Source organism: Kitasatospora mediocidica KCTC 9733, assembly GCF_000744225.1.
GTDB classification, from domain to species: Bacteria; Actinomycetota; Actinomycetes; order Streptomycetales; family Streptomycetaceae; genus Kitasatospora; species Kitasatospora mediocidica.
This window is the reverse complement of sequence record NZ_JQLN01000001.1, coordinates 867,328-888,084: the sequence shown is the minus strand read 5'-3', so window position 1 is coordinate 888,084 and position 20,757 is coordinate 867,328. Positions and strand designations below refer to the sequence as shown.

Sequence of the window (20,757 nt, the reverse complement as noted above, 5' to 3'; positions counted from 1 at the left end):
ACCCGAGAGGCCCTGCCCGGTGCACCGCTGCCTGGTCCACCCGGGCCCGGTTCACCCCTGCGGGCAGCCGCCCGCTCGCAGCGCGTTGCGGCGCAGCAGCTGGGCCCGGGCGCCGGCGTCCGACGGGCCGCCGCGGGCCGCCAGCAGCGGGGCCATCGCGGCCTGCTGCTCGACCGGCTTCTTGTCGTCGTACTTGAACTTGGCCCGCACCTCGCGCACGGTCAGCCGCAGGCCGCGCAGCCCCGACAGCAGCGGGCCGAACGGCTCGGCGCCGGGGACGACCCGGGTCTGCGGGGTCTCCGGCTGGAAGTGCGCGAGCTGGCGGTTGAGGATCTCCGCCTTGCCCGCCGCGTCCTCCACCGGCTCGGCCAGGCAGTGGAACTGCACCGAGGCGTAGTAGCTGGTCGGCACCTGGCCCTCCCGCCAGTGGCCGGGCGCGAAGGCGTAGTCGTCGGTCACCGCGAGGGTGACGTGCGGATCGGCGCGGACGGCCGCGAAGAGCGGGTTGGGCGCGGCCAGGTGCAGCAGGATCTCGCCGCGGTCGGCGTCCAGCAGGAAGTGCAGCGGGACCAGTACCGGTCCCTCGGGGGAGTTGGCGGCCAGCACGCCGAAGTCGCGCCCGGCCATCCAGGCGCGCCACTCGGCCTCGCTGCCGCGGTCCCAGGAGCGGATCAGCATGCGGGGTCCTGTGGCTGGAACCCCCGCAGGTAGTCCGGGAGTTCGCGGGTGCTGTCCGGGTGCGGGACGGGCGTTCCGTAGACCGTGGAGACCGGGACGACACCCGACCAGTGCGGCAGGCCGCGGTCCTCCTCGTCGTCGTCGGCGTCGTCGTCACGGGTCTTGGCGGATACCTCGTCCAGGACGAGGCGGACCACCGCGGTCGCGGCCAGCTCCTTGGCGTTGGCCGGGCGGCAGTCCTCGGAGCGGCCGGGGACCGCGTGGTTCACCAGGGCGTTCAGCGCGACCGTCAGTTCGTCCGGGTCGGTCACCTGGTGGGCGACGCCGTGCGCCACCACCGAGCGGAAGTTGACGGAGTGGTTGAAGGCGGACTTGGCCAGCACGATGCCGTCCAGCTGGGTCACCGTCACGCAGACCGGCATGCCCTGGTCGGCGCCCGCGCCGCGCAGCGGGCGGCTGCCGGTGGAGCCGTGCACGTAGAGCCGGTCCTCGACCCGGGCGAAGATGGTCGGCAGGACGACCGGGGCGCCGTCCGAGACGAAGCCGAGGTGGCAGATCCAGCTGCTGTCGAGTATGCGGTGGATCGCCTCGCGCTCCCAGGTCGCCCGGTCCTTGTAACGGGTGGGCGTGGTGCGGGAGGTCCGGGCATAGTTCGCGGCGGCGTCCGGGAGGGTCGTGTCCGTCGGCATGACAAACCTCTATGTACTAGTGCATAATCTTCTTTGTGCTAGGAGACTATCGGATTCAGGGTCGGCGCGCCACGGAGATTGCCGCCGACGTCGAACGCGCCGTTGCATCGGGCGAGCTGCGTCCGGGCCAGGGGCTGCCCCCGCTGCGTGACCTCGCCGAGGACCTGGGGGTCAACCCCAACACCGTTGCCGCCGCCTACCGGCAGCTGCGTGACCGCGGGGTGATCGAGACCGCCGGGCGCAAGGGCAGCCGGGTCCGCTCACGGCCCAGCAGCGCGCCCCGCGACGAGCAACGGGTCCCCGTCCCGCCGCACGCCCGCAACCTCTCGACCGGCAACGCCGACCCGGCGCTGCTGCCGCCGCTGGCCCCGGCGGTGGCGCTGGCCGCCGCCGCCCTGGACCGGGCGCCCGTCCTCTACGGCCACGCCGCCGCCGAGCCGGAGCTGCTGGCGCTGGCCGCCGCGAGCTTCCGCGCCGACGCGGTGCCGGACGGCCCGCTGGCCGTCACGGCCGGCGCGCTGGACGCGATCGACCGGATCCTCGCCGTCCAGCTGCGCCCCGGCGACTCGGTGGCCGTCGAGGACCCGGGCTGGGGCAGCCTGCTCGACCTGCTGCCCGCGCACGGGCTGCGGACCATCCCGGTCTCGCTGGACGACCAGGGCCCGCGCCCCGAGTCGGTGGCGGAGGCGCTGGCCGCCGGTGCCCGGGCCCTGTTCATCACCAACCGCGCGCAGAATCCGACGGGCGCCGCTCTCACCGCAGAGCGGGCGACCGAATTGAGAGCAGTGCTCGCGCAGTACCCCGGCACGCTGCTGATCGAGGACGACCACGGACACGGCATCGTCGACCTGCCGTTCCAGACGCTCTCCTGCGGTCCCGACCGACGAGCCGTCACCACCCGCTGGGCGGTGCTGCGTTCGATGGCCAAGGCGTTCGGCCCGGACCTGCGACTGGGCGTGCTGACGGGCGATCGGGACACCGTCGTGCGGCTGCTCGGCCGTCAGCGGCTGGACACCGGCTGGGTCAGCCACCTGCTCCAGCGCACCGCCGCCGAGCTGTGGCGGGCCGACGCTGCGCCGGTGGAGCGGATCGCCGGAATCTACCGCCAACGCCGTGAGGCCCTGCTGACCGCGCTGGCCGGCCACGGTATCCGCGCGCACGGCGCCAGCGGCCTGAACGTCTGGATCCCGGTGGCGGACGAGACCGGCACCGTGCTGGCGATGGCGCAGTGCGGCTGGGCGGTGGCCCCCGGCATCCGCTACCGGCTGCACTCGGAGCCCGCGATCCGGATCACGGTGGCCGAGCTGGACCCCGCCGAGGCACCCCGGCTGGCCGCCGACCTCGCCGACGTGCTGGGCGCCTCGGGCGGTGCCTCCCGCCTGGTCTGAGGCCCCCGGGGACGGTGAGGACGACGGAAGAGAACCGGCCGGTAACTCAGCGAGAAAGGTGCTGCAGATACCTAGCGGTAACAACCGCGGGCATGTCACATTCTCAGCGCCACCGGCCGGCGGCCCACCCTCACTCGTAGCGCCTCCCTGCCCCACCTCAGGCAGGCGCTGATCGCAGGAGTTCCGCCGTGCTCGAAAGTCGCCTCAGCACCACGCGCGTCCCCGGATCCAACCGCCTGCTGGCCGGCCTGCTGGCCCTCCCGCTCTGCGCCACCAGCCTCCTGGCGCTCGCCACCCCCGCCCGGGCGGCCTCGCTCCCCACCGCGAGCGTCTCCATGGGCGACAGTTACATCTCCGGCGAGGCCGGTCGCTGGCAGGGCAACAGCGACACCGCCAGTGGGAGCCGGGACGGCACCGACCGCTCCTGGAACGGCAGCGGGTACAACCCGTCGGCGGTCTACGGCTCGACCTACGCCAGCGGGTGCGACCGCTCGGACTCGGCCGAGATCCGCAGCGCCGCCGGGATCTCCCAGACCCAGATCAACCTGGCCTGCTCCGGCGCCACCACTGCCAACGTCTTCCGCGCCGCCGACGGCGGCCAGAGCCTCAAGGGCGAGGCGCCGCAGGCCGACCAGCTCGCCACCGTCGCGGCGAAGAACAACGTCAAGCTGATCACGCTCTCGATCGGCGGCAACGACCTCGGCTTCTCGGACGTCATCACCAGCTGCGTCAAGGACTACCTGATCTGGGACTCCTACTGCGCGAGCGACGAGCAGGCCGCCATCGACTCCAAGATGAGCACCGCGATGGCCGGGGTCGGCAAGTCGATCGACGAGATCCGCGCGGCGATGTCCAAGGACGGCTACGCGGCCTCCTCCTACCGGATCGTCCTGCAGTCCTACCCGTCGCCGATCCCGCGCAGCTCGGAGAACCGCTACTCCGAGAGCGGCTGGGACCGCGCCGACGCCGGCGGCTGTCCCTTCTGGGACGCCGACTCGGACTGGGCCCGCGACACCATGGTCCCGGAGATCTCCGAACAGTTGGCGGCCGTCGCGGCCGGTCGCGGAGTGCAGTTCCTCGACCTGCGCGACTTCCTGCAGGGCCGCGAGGTCTGCTCCACGAGCGACCAGCAGGCCGCCCCGGGCACGGCGCCGTCGGCCACCACCAGCGAGTGGGCGCGGTTCGTGGACGAGGGCCTGTCGGCCTCCCAGGGCACGGTCCAGGAGTCGATGCACCCGAACTACTACGCCCAACTGGCGCTGGGCCGCTGCCTCACGCTCCTGTGGGCGCAGAGCGGCAGCGACTACGCCTGCCGCAACACCCCCGGTACGGACGCCTCGGGGATGTACCTGACGTCCGCGTCCTGAGCCGCCGGCTCCGGACACCGGCTCTGTGGACTGCGGTGCCGTCCGCCGCCCCTCACCTGCGGCGGACGGCACCGCGCAGTACCTTGCCCTCGGTGGAGAGCAGGCCGTTGGCGTAGTCGAACCGTGGCGTGGCGGCGAAGATCAGATACACGTACTTGAGGTTCTCCGCGAAGAAGTACCCCGGGGTCAGGTCGCCCAACGTGATCGGCGAGGTGGTGACGTCCTGCGCCACCGTGTAGCCGCCGGGGACCCGCAGGTTGCCGCGCAGGCCCTGGAAGTAGCGGTAGGCCGACTCCTTGTACTCCGCGTCGCCGGTCAGCCGCCACAGGTCGAAGGCCGCGTTGGCGTACTCCGGGCGCAGGTCGTCGCGGACCGAGGTGAGCGCGCCGGTGCCGAAGTCCAGCTCCTCGGGCAGCACCGGGTGGCACTCCAGCACGGCGCTCCAGGAGCGGTGGTAGGCGCGGGCCGTGGCGAGGTCGCCGCCCTTGCCGAGCAGCCCGGCGTAGAACGCGGCGAGCTCCGACTGGGCCTGCCCGAGCACCGCGCCGTCGGTGGCGCCGACCTGCTGGAACCAGGTCGCGCCGTCCTGCCGGACCAGCTGGTGGCGCAGCACGGCGTCGGTCAGCAGCCGGTACCAGTCGGTGAGTTCACGGTCGCCCAGCAACTCGCCGCCGGCCCACAGGTACTCGTAGAAGGAGTCCACCGGCGGGTTGGGGGCACACGAGGTGGTGTCCAGCCACTGGCCGGTCTCGGTGTGCAGGGTGGTCCCCAGCAGGTCGAGCGCCGAGCGGCGGTCCAGCACCGCGCGGTAGGCGCGCTTGGCCGCCGCGTAGTAGCGGTTGTCGCCGGTGAGCCGGGAGAGCAGGCCGAACTCCAGCACGTTGCTGCCGATCTCGGCGAGTGGCGGCGCGGTGCCGGCCACCGCGCCGGTGCGCAGGTTCACCCGGGTGTACGGGATGCCGGTGGGCGAGGCGGTGAAGGCCGGCAGCAGCCGGTCGGTCAGCTCCCGGCAGCGGTCCAGTAGCCCGCTCCGCCCGGTGCAGAGGTAGCCGGCGAGCAGCCCGCCGACCAGCCGGATGACCGCCTCGAAGACGTGCACCTCGGCGTCGGCGGCCGGATCCAGGTGCGCCTCGATCCAGTCGGCGACGCGTGCGACCTCGGCGTCCTGCTCCATCAGATACAGGGTGTCCAGTGCCTCGACGGCGGAGAGCCCGAAGCTCTGGCCGTCGGCGAAGAAGTCGTGTCGCCCGCCGGAGAGCGGCCGGACCTCGTCGTAACCCCAGGCGGCCTGCCGGTACCCCTCCCAGGCGTGCAGGAACTCCTCGCGCACCTCGCGCGCCACCGTCGCGTCGGTCGGCAGCGGCGCCCGCCGGGCCGGGGCGGCCGCTGCCGCCGCGCGGGAGACGGGCAGCAGCGGAAACACCCCCGCCGCCGCACCGAGGACGGCGCGGCGGCGGGGGAGCGGGACGGCGGGTGCGGGGAGGGGGCGCATGGGCACCGGACGCTAGCCGTCCGCTCGGCGGTCCGTCCTCCTGGGTGCGGTGGGTCACCAGGACGGGTGAGGGCAAACCACTCGTCCTGCTGACCCGTCCCGCACGGGATTGACGCCTACTGTCTGGCCTGGAGCGCCTGGGCGTGTTCGCGGACCTGGTCCCTGGTGAGGTAGGCGCCGGTGTACTCGAAGTCCTGCAACCGCGCGGGCTGGCGGGCCAGGAACCCGGTGCGCACGAAGTCGTCGCCGGCGGTCGCGTTGAGCAGCCAGTTGGCGCCGACCCGGAACTTCGACGCGTTGGTCCGCATCGCCATCAGGTGGTAGCCGCGGGCCACCAGCTGGGCGGGTACCCCGGTCATCTCCACGTGCACCGGCTTGGAGACCGCGTCCTTGCCGCCGAGGTCCACCACCAGGCCGAGGTCCTTGTGGAAGTACGGCTGCAGCGGCTGGTTGCGCAGGGTGGCGATCAGGTTGTCGGCCGCCCGCTTGCCCTGGCGCGCCGAGTGCTGGGCGGTCGGCGGGCAGACGGCGCCGTCGTCCTTGGCGAGGTCCGGCACCGCGGCGGCGTCCCCGAGCGCGAACAGGCCCTCGTACTGCGGCACGCGCAGCTCGGCGGTGACCGCGATCCGGCCGCGCACGGTCTCCGCGTCCAGGGTCCCGATCAGCGGGCTGGCCGCGACCCCGGCCGTCCAGATCAGGGTGCGCGAGGGCAGCACCCGGCCGTCGGTGAACTTCACCGTCTCCGGGCCCACTTCGGCCACCGAGACGCCGAGCGACACCTCGATGCCGCGCCTGCGCAGGATCTCCAGCGCCCGGGTGCCCAGGTGGTCGCCGAGCTCGGGCATCAGTTTGGGGGCGATGTCGATCAGGTGCCACTTCATCAGCCGCGGGTCCAGCCGGGGGTAGCGCGTGAGCGCGGCCGTGGTGAGCCGCTGCAGGCAGGCCGCCGTCTCGGTGCCGGCGTAGCCGCCGCCCACCACCACGAACTGCAGCCGGGACTCGCGCTCGTGCTGGTCCAGCGTCGCGGAGGCCAGGTCGAGCTGGGCGATCACGTGGTCGCGGACGTAGGTCGCCTCGGCGAGCGTCTTCATGCCCCGGGCGTAGTCGCTCAGGCCCGGGATGTCGAAGGTGCGGGTGATGCTGCCGGGGGCGAGGACCAGGTAGTCGTAGCGCTCGGCGACCACCTCGTCGGTGATCTTGCGGATCACGCAGACCTTGGAGCGCGGATCCACCCCGATCGCACCGCCGGGGATGATGTCGGTCCGGCGCAGGGTGCGGCGCAGCGAGACCGCGACCGATTGCGGGGTGAGCACCCCGGCGGCCACGTGCGGGAGCAGCGGGAGATAGAGCTGGTAGCTGAACGGGGCGACCAGCGTGATCTGCGCCTCCGTGGGGGCGAGCTTGCGCTCAAGCCGACGGGCGCACTCCAGTCCGGCGAAGCCGCCGCCCACCACCAGGATCCGAGGTCGTTCCATGACGTCTGCCTCACAATGCCGGTCCGGTGCCGGCCGGTCGCTGATGGTCTGTCCGCTCCCGGCCGCTTCCTCGCCACCCTGGCATGCGGCAAGGGCCCCCGCCACCGCAACGGCGCCGATGGGTAGGGTGGTGTGCGTGCTCCGAGAGGTAACGGCGATCCGGTACGTGACGCCACTGCGAGAAGGCGGCTCGATGCCGGGCCTGGTGGAGGGCGACGACCGCCGTCTCTACGCGCTGAAGTGGTCCGGCGCGGCCCAGGGACGCAAGGCGCTGGTCGCCGAGGTGCTGGCCGGCGAACTCGGCCGCGAGCTCGGCCTGCCGGTGCCCGAGCTGGTCCGGATCGACCTGGACCCGGTGCTGGCACGCAGCGAGCCCGAGCAGCAGATCCAGGAGCAGATGCGGGCCAGCGGCGGCCTCAACGTCGGCCTGGCCTTCCTCAGCGGCGCGCTTAACTTCGACCCGCTCTGCTTCGAGGTGGACGCCGCTCTGGCCGGCCGGGTGCTCTGGTTCGACGCGCTCATCGGCAACGTCGACCGCTCCTGGCGCAACCCCAACCTGCTGGTCGCCGACGGGGGGCTGCGGCTGATCGACCACGGCGCCAGCCTGATCTTCCATCACCACTGGCCCGGCGCCGCCGCCTGGACCCGTCGCCGCTACGACGCCGGCGACCACGCCCTCGCGCGGTTCGCCCCCGACCTCGCGGCCGCCGACCGGGCACTGGCCCCCCTCGCCACCGCCGAGCTGTTCGCGACGGCGGCGGCGCGGATCCCCGACGAGTTCCTGCACGACGAGCCGGGCTTCGAGAGCCCCGACGCGGTCCGCGCCGCGTACGTCGCACAGCTCTGCGCCCGGGCGGCGGGGCCGCGCGACTGGCTGCCCGTCCTGCCCGACTCCCCGAGGTGACCCGGTGACGACCCTGCACGACTACGAGTACGCGCTGATTCGGGCGGTTCCCCGGGTGGAGCGCGGCGAGTGCGTCAACCTCGGCGTCCTGCTCTACTGCCGCCACGCGGGCCGGCTGTCGGCCCGGACGCTGCTGGCGCCGGCCAAGCTGCTGGCGCTCGATCCGGCGGTGGACCTGGACGGCGTGGCGCGAGCGCTGCGCGGCGTCGAGGCGGTCTGCGAGGGCGGTGCGGCCGCCGGTCCGGCGGCCGGGGACAGCGCCGGGCAGCGGTTCCGCTGGCTGACCGCGCCGCGCAGCGCCGTCGTCCAGCCCGGCCCGGTGCACACCGGGCTGACCGCCGACCCGGCAGCGGAGCTGGACCACCTCTTCGACCTGCTGGTCCGGTAGCTCCGGGAGTCCAGGTCCGGGAGCCCTGCGGGCTGCTTGGCAGATTCGAAACTGGAGTCATTAAAACGTTTATGCGTACCCTGATCGCATGGCCCCGATGACGACCGCCGTTCCTCCCGTGACCACCGCCGAGCTCATGGAGGCGGTGGCCGCCGTGGGCTCCGCGTACTTCCTGGACTTCGCCGCCGCCGCAGGCCGGCACGGGCTCAGCTCCTCGCAGGCCAAGGCCCTGGCCGCGGTGCTGGAGCCGGTCCCGATGCGCGCCCTGGCCGGCCGCCTGGGCTGCGACGCCTCGAACGTCACCGGCATCGTCGACCGCCTGGAGACGCTCGGCCTCGCCCGCCGGGAGGCCGCCGCCGCCGACCGCCGGGTCAAGATGGTCACCATCACGCCGGAGGGCGCCGAGGTCCTGCGCCTGGTCCGGGCCGACATGACCCGCACCCACCACGCCTTCGACTCGCTCGGCCCCGAGCAGCGCACCATCCTGAACGACCTCTGCCGCCAGGTGCTGCCCCTGCTGGTGGCCTGAGCCCGGATCCCGCGCTGGCGCAGGGACGCAGGCGGGCGAGGAGGGCTCTGGTGCTGCCCGCGCTGCCAGCTCGGAGGAGGACCGGGGTGCCGCGCCCGGTCCTCCTCCGATCATGATCCGGGCGTGACCCCGGATGACGCGAGTGGGTCAGCTGCTCCTGAAGATATTGCGGATCTGTTCGTTCGTGAGGGTGAACGGGTAGAGCCGGACGTCGCCGATGGAGCCGTTGAGTTGGTTGGTGAGGTTGTATCCCGTGGCGGCGGAGGCCCCGAAGATGGTGGGGCCGGTGGTCTTCCAGGGGGCGGGGTTGTAGCCGCTGCCGGCCGCCTGGCCGTTGATGTAGAGGGTCATGGCCTTGGTGTCGGCGTTGTAGGTGGCGGTGAGGAGGGTCCATTTGCCGACCTGGAGCGGGGTCTTCGTGTTGTCGGCGGTGGCGCTGTAGTAGACGGGGGTGTTGATGTCGTCGCTGCCTGTGGCGACGAAGGCCCAGTTGCCGAGGGCCTTGGAGTACTGGAGGTAGAAGGGGCTGCGCTGGTTGCCGGCGAGGCAGACGACGGTCTGGTAGTCGCTGGTGTTGTTGACCATGGCCCAGGCGGAGACGGAGTAGCTCTGGGTGGTGTCGAGGGCGGGGATGCCGGCCTGGAGGTAGTTGCCATTGGCGAAGGTGGCTGCGGCGTTGCTGGTGCCGTTGTGGTCGGGGCCCCAGCTGTAGGGGGACGCGCCGGTGGCGTTGATGGTGAGGGGATTGGCGCCGTTGATGTCCAGCGGCTGGGGCTGGCCGGGCTTGGGTCCGTCGAGCTTCCACTCGTAGACCGGCATACCGGTACTGGCGATGGCGGTGGGGCCGGTGTCCCAGCCGTAGCCGGGTGCGGTGGGGGTGCCAGTGGGGTGGCCGGTCCAGACCTGGATGCTCCCTGTGTTGCTGACGGCCCACAGGGAGGAGTGACCGTTGCCGGTGAGGTCGCCGTCGGATCCGATGGTCGGGAACGTCTTGGAGTTGACGTTGCCGATCACGGTGTTCGTGGCAATGCCTGTGACTGAGGGGCCGGTGGACGTCACGCTGGTGGTGGCGTGGGTGACCGGGTCGATTCTGGTGTCGGTGTAGCTGGGGGTGCCGGTGGAGAAGGTGTAGGCGCGCAGATCGCCGGTGTTCCGGTCGCGCGCCCAGAGACCGGGGTGGCGGGTTCCGTTCTGGTCGGCCTGCTGGGACCAGTCCCCGGGGCTGATGAGGTCGATGTTGGCCCAGCCGGTGGCCGAGAGCATGACGGGGTGCTGGAAGCTGCCGCCGGTGACGGGGTAGTACCAGAGGGCTGCGTCGCCGGTGGCGTTGCGCTCGGTGGTGAGCAGCGCGGTGGCGTTCTTGAACTGCATGGAGGGTTCGAGGTCGGTGGTCATGGGGTCGCCGAGGGCCGCGATGGAGAGGGTGTTGCTCCAGTCGGTCGTGTAGCCGGCGCAGCTGGTGTTCACGGGGTTGGCGGGGGCAACGGTGCAGACGGCCGGCTTGTTGATTGATTCGTTCTTGCCGAGCTTTCCCGGTATCGCGGTGCCGTCGGGGTTGTCGAAGTGGTAGAGCACGCTGTCGTTGGTCTTGTGGGCGAAGACGTCGTCGACGGCCTTGCCGCCGGTGAGGGCGCCGCGGTGGGTGAGTTGGAAGTCGGCCCAGTTGACGTTGTCGGGGGACAGGATGCTTGGGGAGGCGATGATGGTGGCGGGGCTGGTGGCTACGGGGTTGCCGGGGACGGTGTAGGCACGCAGATTGCCGGCTGTGTCCGGGGCGACGATGTCGGGGGCGCCGTCGCCGGTGATGTCACCGAAGACCGGCGGGGTGCCGTTGGGGTTCCAGGGGGCGTAGAAGGCATAGGAGCCGATCGGGGAGACGTTGTTGGCGTTGTCCATGACCTGGACGAAGAGGATGTTGGTGCCCCAGTGCCCGGGGACGACGGGGATGCCGGCTGCGCCGGGGAAGGCTGAGCCGCAGTGCCAGGTTCCGTCGGCGAGTTGCGGGTCCCAGCCCCATTTGGCGCAGGCGACGCCGGAGGCCATGTGGCCGCTCGGGTTCGGGTCGACCGCGGTGAAGGGGACGTAGCCGAGCTGGCCGGCGAAGCTCTGAGGGGCTTGGCCGTTCCCGGAGGGCGGGAACTGGTGGGCCGCCAGCTGTGCTGCCGTGAGCCCGTCCGAGTTGACGGTGGGGAAGGAGAGTTGGGGGTTGGTGAGGTCGACGAGGAAGGTGCAGGTCGAGGTGGGAGGCGACCAGCTCACTCCGGCGACCCCGTCGTCGGCGCTCATGCCGTAGCCGTAGCCGTGGCCGTCCTGCAGTGATCCGGCGGGCAGGGCCAGGGAGGCGTTGGAGTTGTTCGCGACGGGTGCGGACAGGCCGCTGTAGACCTCTTGCCCGTTGTTGGTGTAGTCCCAGATGTGGGACCAGGTCTGCACCTGGGCCTGTGTCTGGCTGGAGACGGTGGCGTTGAGAGTGACTGCTCCACCCTGCTCCGAGCCGGCTCCGAGCCAGCCCCAGCTGGTGGAGGGTTCGCCGTTGCAGGTCTGCACGTTTGCGGTGGCGGGGCTGTCGGCGGGGGCGATGTGCGGGGCGACGGGTGCCAGGTGCGGATTGGTGGGAGTGAGGGGGACCCGGTCGTAGTCGATGGTGAGGCTGGGGGAGTGGTCGAAGTACTTGAGGGCGTTGATGTTGTTCTCGTCGCCTTGGAGCATGAATGCGACGGTGTGCCAGTTCGCGGCCCCTACTCCTGTCTGGATGGAGCCGGTGACGTCCCAGGCGACGGGGACGTTGCCGTTGCAGGTGCTGCCGCCGGAGCCGGGGATCTGCTTGGTGGCGAGGTAGTTGGGCTGCTGAGCTTGATTGTTCCAGGTGGTGGTGCTGTCGATCGCCCAGGTCTGGAAGAGGTTGACGGGGTAGGTGTTGCTGCAGCTCCAGTCGGCGCTCGTGGACTCGTTGGTGGTCAGGGTGGCGCTGTGGATGACGTCGCCGCTGTAGCCACTGATGTCGAACTGGTAGTAGGTGCGCTCCACGTCGTCGGGAGTGCACCTGGGGCCGGTCGCGTAGTTGCCGCAGCGTCCCACGCCCAGGGGGTGGCTGTCGTTATTGAAGTTCTGGCCGGGGTAGCCGGAGCGGACCCAGGTCCAGGACTGGAAGCCCGCGATGCTGTGGATCCAGTCCGGGTCGAGGAAGACCGGGTACTTCGTCGTCGGGCTGGTCAGGATGCCCTGGTCGGGTGTCAGGTCGATGCCGGTGGAATCGGTGGCGACGGGCATGGTAGCGGTGGTGGCGGCCGGGCCGGGGTGGTCGGCGGTGCTGGCCGGCGCCGGGGCGGAGGTGTCCGGGGACGGGGTGGCGCTCGGGGTGCCGGGGGCGTCCGCGGCAACGGCCAGGTGCGCACCGGCGCTACGGCTGTTCGCGGTGCCGGCGGGTGTGGCCGTGCCTGCCGTGCCTGCCGGGGCTGTGGGCGCGGTGGTGCTGGAGTCCCACATGAGCGGGGTGGGTGCGGCGAACACCGTGGTGTTGGTGTCGTCGGTGGCTGTGAGGCCGCCGGAGCTGTCCGTCTTGACGGTGACGCCGACCGTGCTGGTGGGCCAGTGCAGCGTCTTCAGGGCCGGGTTGGCCGCGGCCTGGGCGCTCTTGATGACCAGGACGGTGGCGAAGCCGCCCTCCTTGGTGACGGTGACCTGCAGGTCGGTGTCGGGGGCGACGTTCGGGTAGAGCGCGGTGGCGCCCTTGAGGATGGGGGTGGTGAGGGGGAATGGCGAGCTGATGGACAGCTGTTTGCCGTCCGCGCTGCTGAGGGTGGCCAGCGGGCCGGTGCCGTCACCGGAGAGCGAGACCTTGTTGGCGGCGGCCTTGGGGCTGAGTGTCCCGTCCGGGTTGGCGGCCAGGGAGGGGTCCAGTGTGACCCATGCGCCGTTCTGCTTGAGGCGCTGCTGGTCGACGTGCCGGGTTTCGCTCAGGTGCCCCGCGGGGGTGGCGACGGTCTCGGAGTACTCCGTCGACAGGGACGGGATCGGGACGCTCTTGCCGGTTGTCTTGGCCTGGGCGATCGCGGTGGCCGCGGCCGACGCGGGCGGCAGATCTGCAGCACGGGCGGTGTTCGCAGCTGCGACCGAGGCCGCCGACAGTGGGTCAGATGTGGTGTCGGCGTGAGTGGACTGCACAGGAAGTGTGGCGCTCATGGCGAGCGCCGCTGCGGTGGCGAGAACGCGCCACGGCGTTCGGTGCCGCCACTGTTGGCGTGATGGTGTCACGGAAAAGGTCCCCCCACTGGTACTGAACCGCGCCCTTGTGCGCGCAGAGATCACCCGCATGCTTGCGGGCGGCACGATGGGAGGGCAAGAGTGTCTCGAGTGAGGTTGTCTGATTTGTCGTCAATAACGAACTCTGTAACGACGGTGAGATCAGTCACTCATCTCATCTTCATAATGTTCATTGACAGGTGATGTTCAAGCGTCGATAGGGTGAGAGCTATTTCCAGGATGGTCACGATGGCTGCGGGCTGAGGCCCGGTCAGCTGGGGGGTTTGCTGTGCCCGATACCGGGTTCGCTGTTCGGCATGCGAAAAACCGCGGCCGCAGGTTCAGATCGCGCCTGGCGGCTGCCAGTGCCCTGACGGTGGTGGCCTCGCTCCTGGCACCCGTCACACTTGCCGCGGCGGCTGATGGCCCCGACTACTCCAAGGCGTGGTCCCCACCCGGGACCGCGCTGCCCAAGACTTCGTCGGTACACGGGAAGAACGCCACGCCGGTTCCCGTAGCCCAACCCGCCCACCCGGTGCCCCCCTTCTGGAAACCGCCGGCGGTGAAGGCCGCGCCGCACGGAGAGAACATCGTGCAGCTCGCCGCCACTCCTACCGCGAGTGATGTCGGCGTCCACCCTCAGGCCGAGACGCCCGGCGCACAGCCGGACGCCCTCGTGGGCCCGGAGTCCCAGGCCGGCACACTGCCGGTGACCCTCGCTCCCATCGCAGGGGTACCCGGCGAAGCCGCCACTGACGAAACGGCACCAGCTCCCGCCGAACCAGTGAAGGTGACCCTGGCCGACACCAAGACCTCCTCCGCCGCCGGCGTGGCGGGCGCGATTGTCTCACTGTCACGTCAGGACGGGGGCACCGCAAGGGCGGTGCAGGTCTCGCTGGACATAGCGGGCCTGGGATCCGGCCTCGGCGGCGACTGGGCAGCGCGATCACACCTGGTGTCGCTGCCGGCCTGCTCCCTGACGACCCCCGAGGTGACGGGCTGCCTTGAGCAGACCCCCGTGGCGTCGCACTACGACAGCGCCTCCGACCGCCTCGTGGCAGACGTCGACTTGCCCTCCACTGCGCCAGTCGCGGTGGCCAAGACCGCAGCGCCGCGCATTGCGGTGACGGCCGGCTACGCCACCCCGGCAGCAGCGCAGACACCCGCGCCGACTGTGCTGGCCACGGTCAGCGGCTCCTCCAGCGGCGCGGGCACCTACTCCGCCACCAGCCTCAACCCCTCCCAGTCCTGGGCGAGCGGAGGTTCGTCGGGCGCCTTCACCTATACTTACCCGATCTCGGTGCCACCGGCCCTGGGTGGTGCGGCACCGACCGTCGGGCTCTCCTACGACTCCTCGTCGGTGGACGGCAAGACCTCGTCGACCAATGCGCAGGCGTCCTGGATCGGCGACGGGTGGGACTACAGCCCCGGCTTCGTCGAGCGGTCCTACAAGTCGTGCAACGACGACGGCATCACCGGCTCCGGCGACGACTGCTGGGCCGGCGCCAACCTGACGCTGTCACTCGCCGGTCACTCCAGCGAACTCGTCCCCGACGACGCCACCTGCAACAAGAGCGCCTCGAACGCGATGGAGCAGTCGGACTGCACTTGGCGGCTCAAGGACGACGACGGCACGAAGGTACAATTCCTGACCGGAGCGACCAATGGAACCTTCAACGGCTCGTACCTGAAGGTCACCGACACCAGCGGCCTGGTGTTCTACTTCGGCCTCAACCACCTGCCCGGCTCCGACGGCAAGCCGACCACCGTCGGAGCCAACAGCGGCTCCGCCTGGACCGTCCCCGTCTTCTCCCCCAACCCGGGCGACCCGTGCTACGACCCCGTTAAGGGCAACGCGTCCTGGTGCCAGACCGCTTGGCGCTGGAACCTGGACTACGTCGTCGACCCGCACAACAACCTGACGACCTACAGCTACACACCCGAAGCCAACTCCTACATCGTGGGCGGCGGCCAGAACCACGGCACGGGTGCTGCCGTCTCCTACACCCGCGGCGGCGTCCTCTCCACCATCACCTACGGCCAGCACCTGTCGGACCAGCTCAACGCGAACGGCACCTACCAGAGTGCAGCACAGATCTCCTTCTTCACCGGTGAGCGTTGCCTCACCGGTTCTTGCGACCCGGGACAGCGCAACACCGCAAACGCTGCCAACTGGCCCGACGTACCGCTGGACCAGAACTGCGCCCAGGGCGGGGCCTGCACGAACTACGGCCCGACGTTCTGGTCGACCAAGTGGCTCAGCTCCGTCGTCACCAGCGTCAAGGTTGCCGGGCAGCTCAAGACGCTGGACACCTACACGCTCACGCACCAGTTCGTACAGGTCAACAACGCCACCGAGAACACCCAGATCCCCTGGCTCGCATCCGTCCAGCGCAACGGCCAGGACACCGCGGCCTCCGCCACCTCGGCCCAGCCGATCCCCGCACCCCTCCCGCCGGTCTCCTTCACCCCGGCGCTGCTGGCCAACCGGGTCGACGGCACCAACCTGATCCCGGCCCGCCCCAACTACAACCGGCCCCGGATCCAGCTGATCACCACCGAGACCGGCGGCACCATCGGCGTCGACTATGGCAGCATGCCGGGCTGCTCACGCGTCAACGGCATCATGCCCGCCACGGCGGACACCGACACGATGCCCTGCTTCAACGTGAAATGGCACCCCTTCAACGAGAAACCGGGCGCCAACCCGGTTGACGACTGGTTCCTGCGCTACCCCGTCCGGTCCGTCACCGTGAACCCCAACACCGTCAACTCGACCCCGCAGATGACGACCTACTACTACGGGAACGCGGCCTGGCACCGCAACGACTCGCCGCTCACCAAGGAGATGGACCGCACCTGGGACGACTTCCGCGGCTACGCCACAGTTCGGGCCGTCATCGGCGCCACCGCCGACGGCCCGCAGTCCCAGACGATCACCACCTACTACCAGGGCATGTACGGCGACATCATCCCCGCAGGCACCCGCACCCCCAACGTCAGCGGCTACCTCAGCGGACCCCAGGCCGACTACGACTGGCTCTCCGGCAAAGCCCTGGAGACCGACACCTACAACCAGGCCAACGGAACCGTCGTCGCCGCCGCCATCAGCACCAGCAGCAAACCGTTCCCCACTGCCACCCACACCCACCCCACCCAGCCCACCGTCCCCGACCTCATCGCCCGTTACGCCGCCACCAACGCGACCGTGACCTCCAAGGCGCTCAAGGCGGACGGCACCTGGCGCACCACCACCACGACCGCGACCACCGACCCGGCCAACAACAACCGCACGATCACCTCCCTCGCCACCGCTGACGGCCTGCCCGATCTGTGCACCCGAACCGCCTACGCCGCCTATGCCATGGACCCGCAGGTCACGGCGCTGGCCTCGGACGTCACGACCGTCAGCGGGGCAGGAGCCTGCACCGCCATCCCCAACGCGGCGAACACCACCGCCTGGACGAGGACGCTCTACGACGGCCTGACAACGGCGGGCCAGCTCGGTGCCACGCACGACGCCACGGCCTCACAGGTCCTGGACCACTTCGACGCCACCGGCACCGCGCAGTTCACCACCACGACCACGGCGACGTTCGACGACTACGGCCGCACCCTGACCGCGACCGACCCCAACTCCACCGACAGCGCCCACGCTGCGGGCGCCATCGTGACAACGGCCTACAGTGCGGCGGGCACCGGGGAACTGCCCAACAAGGTCACCGTCACCACGCCGGCCCCCGCCGGAGCCTCCGACGCGGCCACGGGCCGGACGACCACCACGACCCTGGACCCCGAGCGCCAGCTGCCGCTGACCGTTACCGACCCCAACGGACGCGTGACCACCCAGTCCTACGACGCACTGGGCCGCTCTGTCGCCGTATGGAAGCCGGGCCGCACCACCGCACAGAACGCGGACCAGACCTTCGCCTACTCCATCCCCGGAGTAGTCGGCAACTCCGCCAACCCACCCACCGTCACCACCTCCACTCTGCGCTCCGGTGGCTCCACCTACATGACGTCCATCCAGATCATGGACGGACTCGGCCGCACCTTTCAGACGCAGAGCACCACTGGCGTCTCGGGCTACGGCGGGCGCTTGATCAGCGACACCGTCTACGACTCGCAGGGCCGGGTCCGTCAGGCGAACGCGCCCTGGTACAACAACGAAGACTTGCCGAACACCGCCCCGTACCTGACCGCAACCGCGCAGGTCCCGGCGCAGACCCACACCATCTACGACGGTCTCGGGCGCCCGGTCACCTCCCAGTTCGTCGCGTACGGCGCCGTCCAGAACTCGACGACCACCGCCTACCCCGGCGCGGACCGCACCGACGTCACCCCGCCCACCGGCGCCACCCCGACCAGCACCGTCACCGACGCCCGCGGCGAAACCACCGAACTGTGGCAGTACACCGGCCCCACCGCGACCGGAAACCGAGCCGACGCCAACGTCACCACTTACACCTACACCCCGGCCGGAAAGCCCGCGGGGCGCACGGACGCCGCCGCGAACACCTGGACCTACGGCTACGACCTGCGCGGCCGTCAGACCACAGCCGGTGACCCCGACACCGGCACGAGCTCGCGGGGCTACGACGCTGACGGCCGACTCGCCACCACGACGGACGGCCGCGCGCAGAGCATCTCCTACACCTATGACCTGCTGGGTCGCCAGACCGGTTCCTTCGCCGGTACCAGTACCAGCGACACGACGAAGCAGCTGACCGCCCGCACCTACGACACCGTGCTCCCCGGCCAGCCCGCCACCTCGACCCGTTATGTCAACGGCGCTGCCGGCACGGCCTACACCAGCGCCGTCGGCTCGTACGACATGGACTACCACCCCACCGCGACGACCCTGACGATCCCTGGCAGCGAGATCGGCCAGAGCCAGAACCTCAACTACACCTACAGCGCCGTTTACGACCCGGTCACCGGAGCCGTCACCTCCGACACCCGCTCGGCCGTCACCTCCGACACCCACTCTGCTGTCGGCGACTTCGCCGGCGAGACCGTCAACTACCTCTACGACAGCAACGGCCCGCTGGACATCATCAGCTCGGCCACCAACGGCGTGGCCTACGACGTCTCCTCGGACTACGACGCCTACGGCCGCTCGATCCGCTCCACCGTCAACCCCTGGGGCACCCAGCTCGTCTCCACCACCGTCTACGACGAGTCGACCGGACGCCCGCTCTCCCGCTACCTGGACAAGCAGACCGCCGGCACCGGCGCCGTCCAGCAGACCACCTACGCCTACAACCAGGCCGGGCAGATCACCGGGATCCGCGATATCCCCGACAACAACCCCGCCAACACCGACCTGCAGTGCTTCAGCTACGACTACCTCAACCGCCTGACCACTGCCTGGTCCGACACCGGACACCTCAACCTGCAGCCCAACCCCGCCGTCGGCGGCCAGGGCTCCTGCGCCAACGCCACCCCCACCAGCGGGGTCACCGCCCCCGCCCGCACCACGGTCGGCGGCCCGGCTCCCTACTGGCAGAGCTACACCTACGACCTCACCGGCAACCGCACCGGCCTCACCAACCACGACCCCGCCGGCAACACCGCCGCCGACATCACCACCACCCAGACCTTCGGCACCCCCGGCCACACGAACACCGGCACCGGCGGCCCGCACGCCCTCCTCACCTCCGCCGTCACCACCGGCGGCAACACCACCACAACCGGCAGTACCTACGACGCAGCCGGCAACACCACCGCCATCACCAGCACAGCCGGAACCAGCTCCCTCACCTGGGACGGCGAGGACAAGCTCAACCAGATCACCAACCCCGGAAGCACCCCCACCACCTACCTCTACGACGCCGACGGCAACCAGCTCATCCGCCGCGACCCCAACACCGTCACCATCACCCTGGGCACCGACGAACTCACCTACAACACCGCCACCAAGGCACCCCCCACCGATACCCGCTACTACCCCATCCCCAACGGCATCACCCTGGTCCGCCAGGCCGGCAAACTCACCTACCAGTTCGCCGACCCCCACGGCACCAACACCCTCGCCATCGACGCCACCACCCTCACCGAAACCCGCCGCCCCACCGACCCCTTCGGCAACTCCCGCGGCACCCAACCCAGCACCTGGGCCGGCGACAAGGGCTTCATCAACGGCACCCAAGACCCCACCACCAACCTCACCAACCTCGGCGCCCGCGAATACCAACCCACCACCGGCCGCTTCCTCAACCCCGACCCACTGCTGGACGCCGCCAGCCCACAGCAGTGGAACGGCTACGCCTACAGCAACAACAACCCCGTCAACCTTGCCGACCCGAGCGGCAAAATGGCATACGACTCCGACACCGGGGTGTCCGCCGGTACCACTGAGCAGCTCAAGACACGCGTCAAAGAAGTAGTCCTCATCACCAACAGCGAGCAGCTCAGCCACGCGCAGCACCTCGCCTACGCGCGGCGGGTAAAGAACGAGGCCGATGGAGAGGGGAACAATAGGGACCTCCTTGCTGGACTCGGGGCTGACTTCGTGGCACCAGTTTCAGATATCTTCAATTTCCTCTACCATAACAAAACAATAGAAGGATCATCCTACGATCCCAAGTCGCCGACTGCCCTAGATAGCTACATGCAGTGGGTGATAAGCGCTGGCGTAAATACGGATACCGCAAACTGGGCCGCCGGGACCTTCATTCCCATGGCGGTTCCAAATCCCGAAGACGTGGCACTCGGGGACATCGGGGATCTGGCATTCTGCAGGCACAGCTTTGTTGCGGGTGTTACGGTCTTGATGGCCGACGGGTCCAGCAAGAAGATCCAGGATGTCAGAGTCGGCGATGAGATAGAAAACTCGCAACCCGGTGGATCGGATGTAAGAGAGCGCCGGGTCGACGCGGTCCACAAGACCACAACGGACACCGACTTCACCGACATCACCATCTCGACCCCTAACGGCCCACAGACCATCACCTCGACCTCCAACCACCCCTACTACGACGAGACCACCCAGCGGTGGACGAACGGCGGCGCCCTCAAGGCGGGCGACCGCCTGCAGACGCCCGGCGGTGGCAGCATTGTCATCCTGACAGTGCGTTCGTACGTCAAACCTCAGGTCACCTACGACCTGACGATCGACGCCGTCCACACGTACTATGTGCTGGCGGGGACGACGCCGGTGCTGGTCCACAACTGCAATATCAGGCTGACGCAAAGGCAAGCGGATACTCTCCAAGTTGGCCCTCACGCCGGCGAATCGGTTCCTGCGACCGGACCTGTGGTAAGTCCAGCGCAAAGCGAGGCGATGCAGGGTTTGCCTTGTCACACATGCGGGGAATCAGACCCGTCTTGGGTAATGATCGGTGATCACCAGCCGTCGACGGGATTTACTCGGCCGGGTACATCGCAGGACCTATACCCGCACTGTCCAGTCTGTAGCGGTGAGCAGGCAACGGCTGTACAGCGAGGGCAGCAAATTCTGCGGAACCACGGATACCATGACCCTACATTCCCCGGAATGCCTGGGTACCTGAGCGCACCCGATTATCTCCGGCAAATGCTGCCGGATCACACAGACGAATGATGTTGCACGCCGGGCCCTCTCCCCTTAGGGTGGGCCCGGCA

11 protein-coding genes are annotated in these 20,757 nt (G+C 70.0%); 6 read left to right on the top strand and 5 right to left on the bottom strand.

The genetic code is table 11. The features are described 5' to 3' along the window. Positions 1-51 precede the first annotated feature (51 nt). Complete coding sequence (locus BS80_RS03565) at positions 52-678, bottom strand: FMN-binding negative transcriptional regulator (protein WP_035792435.1); 627 nt, start codon at positions 676-678, stop codon at positions 52-54. Beyond that, a complete protein-coding gene (locus BS80_RS03560) occupies positions 672-1,367 on the bottom strand; it encodes a pyridoxamine 5'-phosphate oxidase family protein (protein ID WP_035792432.1) in 696 nt (231 codons plus the stop codon). The genes BS80_RS03565 and BS80_RS03560 overlap by 7 nt, the downstream gene beginning before the upstream one ends. Before the next feature lie 35 nt (positions 1,368-1,402). Here BS80_RS03560 and BS80_RS03555 point away from each other — a divergent pair, with 35 nt between their 5' ends. Further along, a complete protein-coding gene (locus tag BS80_RS03555) occupies positions 1,403-2,755 on the top strand; it encodes an aminotransferase class I/II-fold pyridoxal phosphate-dependent enzyme (protein WP_035792429.1) in 1,353 nt (450 codons plus the stop codon). 188 nt (positions 2,756-2,943) lie between these two features. Next, the gene (locus tag BS80_RS03550; protein WP_051965849.1) at positions 2,944-4,122 is read left to right on the top strand and encodes a GDSL-type esterase/lipase family protein; all 1,179 of its coding nucleotides are present in this window, start codon (positions 2,944-2,946) and stop codon (positions 4,120-4,122) included. A 52-nt stretch (positions 4,123-4,174) separates the two neighbouring features. Here the strand turns inward: BS80_RS03550 and BS80_RS03545 are convergent, their stop codons facing one another. Together BS80_RS03545 and BS80_RS03540 are read right to left on the bottom strand one after the other, a co-directional pair. Then, on the bottom strand, positions 4,175-5,614 hold the full coding sequence (locus BS80_RS03545) for a glycoside hydrolase family 47 protein (protein WP_051965847.1): 1,440 nt from the start codon (positions 5,612-5,614) through the stop codon (positions 4,175-4,177). 116 nt (positions 5,615-5,730) lie between these two features. Next, positions 5,731-7,089, bottom strand: coding sequence for an NAD(P)/FAD-dependent oxidoreductase (locus tag BS80_RS03540; RefSeq protein ID WP_035792426.1), 1,359 nt, complete (start codon positions 7,087-7,089; stop codon positions 5,731-5,733). Positions 7,090-7,225: 136 nt separating this feature from the next. Between BS80_RS03540 and BS80_RS03535 the strand changes: the two genes are divergently transcribed. From BS80_RS03535 to BS80_RS03525, 3 genes are all read left to right on the top strand, one after another. Continuing rightward, positions 7,226-7,993 carry a HipA family kinase gene (locus BS80_RS03535; RefSeq protein WP_035792423.1) on the top strand — a complete coding sequence of 256 codons (768 nt, stop codon included), beginning with the start codon at positions 7,226-7,228 and terminating at the stop codon, positions 7,991-7,993. Between the two features lie 4 nt (positions 7,994-7,997). After that, the gene (locus tag BS80_RS03530; protein WP_035792420.1) at positions 7,998-8,381 is read left to right on the top strand and encodes a DUF3037 domain-containing protein; all 384 of its coding nucleotides are present in this window, start codon (positions 7,998-8,000) and stop codon (positions 8,379-8,381) included. A gap of 88 nt (positions 8,382-8,469) precedes the next feature. Beyond that, positions 8,470-8,910 carry a MarR family winged helix-turn-helix transcriptional regulator gene (locus BS80_RS03525; RefSeq protein ID WP_051965845.1) on the top strand — a complete coding sequence of 147 codons (441 nt, stop codon included), beginning with the start codon at positions 8,470-8,472 and terminating at the stop codon, positions 8,908-8,910. 147 nt (positions 8,911-9,057) lie between these two features. Here the strand turns inward: BS80_RS03525 and BS80_RS03520 are convergent, their stop codons facing one another. After that, on the bottom strand, positions 9,058-13,074 hold the full coding sequence (locus BS80_RS03520; RefSeq protein WP_035792417.1) for a LamG-like jellyroll fold domain-containing protein: 4,017 nt from the start codon (positions 13,072-13,074) through the stop codon (positions 9,058-9,060). Positions 13,075-13,942: 868 nt separating this feature from the next. Between BS80_RS03520 and BS80_RS43425 the strand changes: the two genes are divergently transcribed. Beyond that, on the top strand, positions 13,943-20,716 hold the full coding sequence (locus BS80_RS43425) for an RHS repeat-associated core domain-containing protein (protein WP_157535834.1): 6,774 nt from the start codon (positions 13,943-13,945) through the stop codon (positions 20,714-20,716). The last annotated feature ends 41 nt before the right edge of the window (positions 20,717-20,757 follow it).

Excerpts from the sequence above, each read along its gene's own strand:
- BS80_RS03565 (WP_035792435.1), bottom strand. The coding sequence starts at position 678 with ATGCTGATCCGCTCCTGGGACCGCGGCAGCGAGGCCGAGTGGCGCGCC.
- BS80_RS03560 (WP_035792432.1), bottom strand. The coding sequence starts at position 1,367 with ATGCCGACGGACACGACCCTCCCGGACGCCGCCGCGAACTATGCCCGG.
- BS80_RS03545 (WP_051965847.1), bottom strand. The coding sequence starts at position 5,614 with ATGCGCCCCCTCCCCGCACCCGCCGTCCCGCTCCCCCGCCGCCGCGCC.
- BS80_RS03540 (WP_035792426.1), bottom strand. The coding sequence starts at position 7,089 with ATGGAACGACCTCGGATCCTGGTGGTGGGCGGCGGCTTCGCCGGACTG.
- BS80_RS03525 (WP_051965845.1), top strand. The coding sequence starts at position 8,470 with ATGGCCCCGATGACGACCGCCGTTCCTCCCGTGACCACCGCCGAGCTC.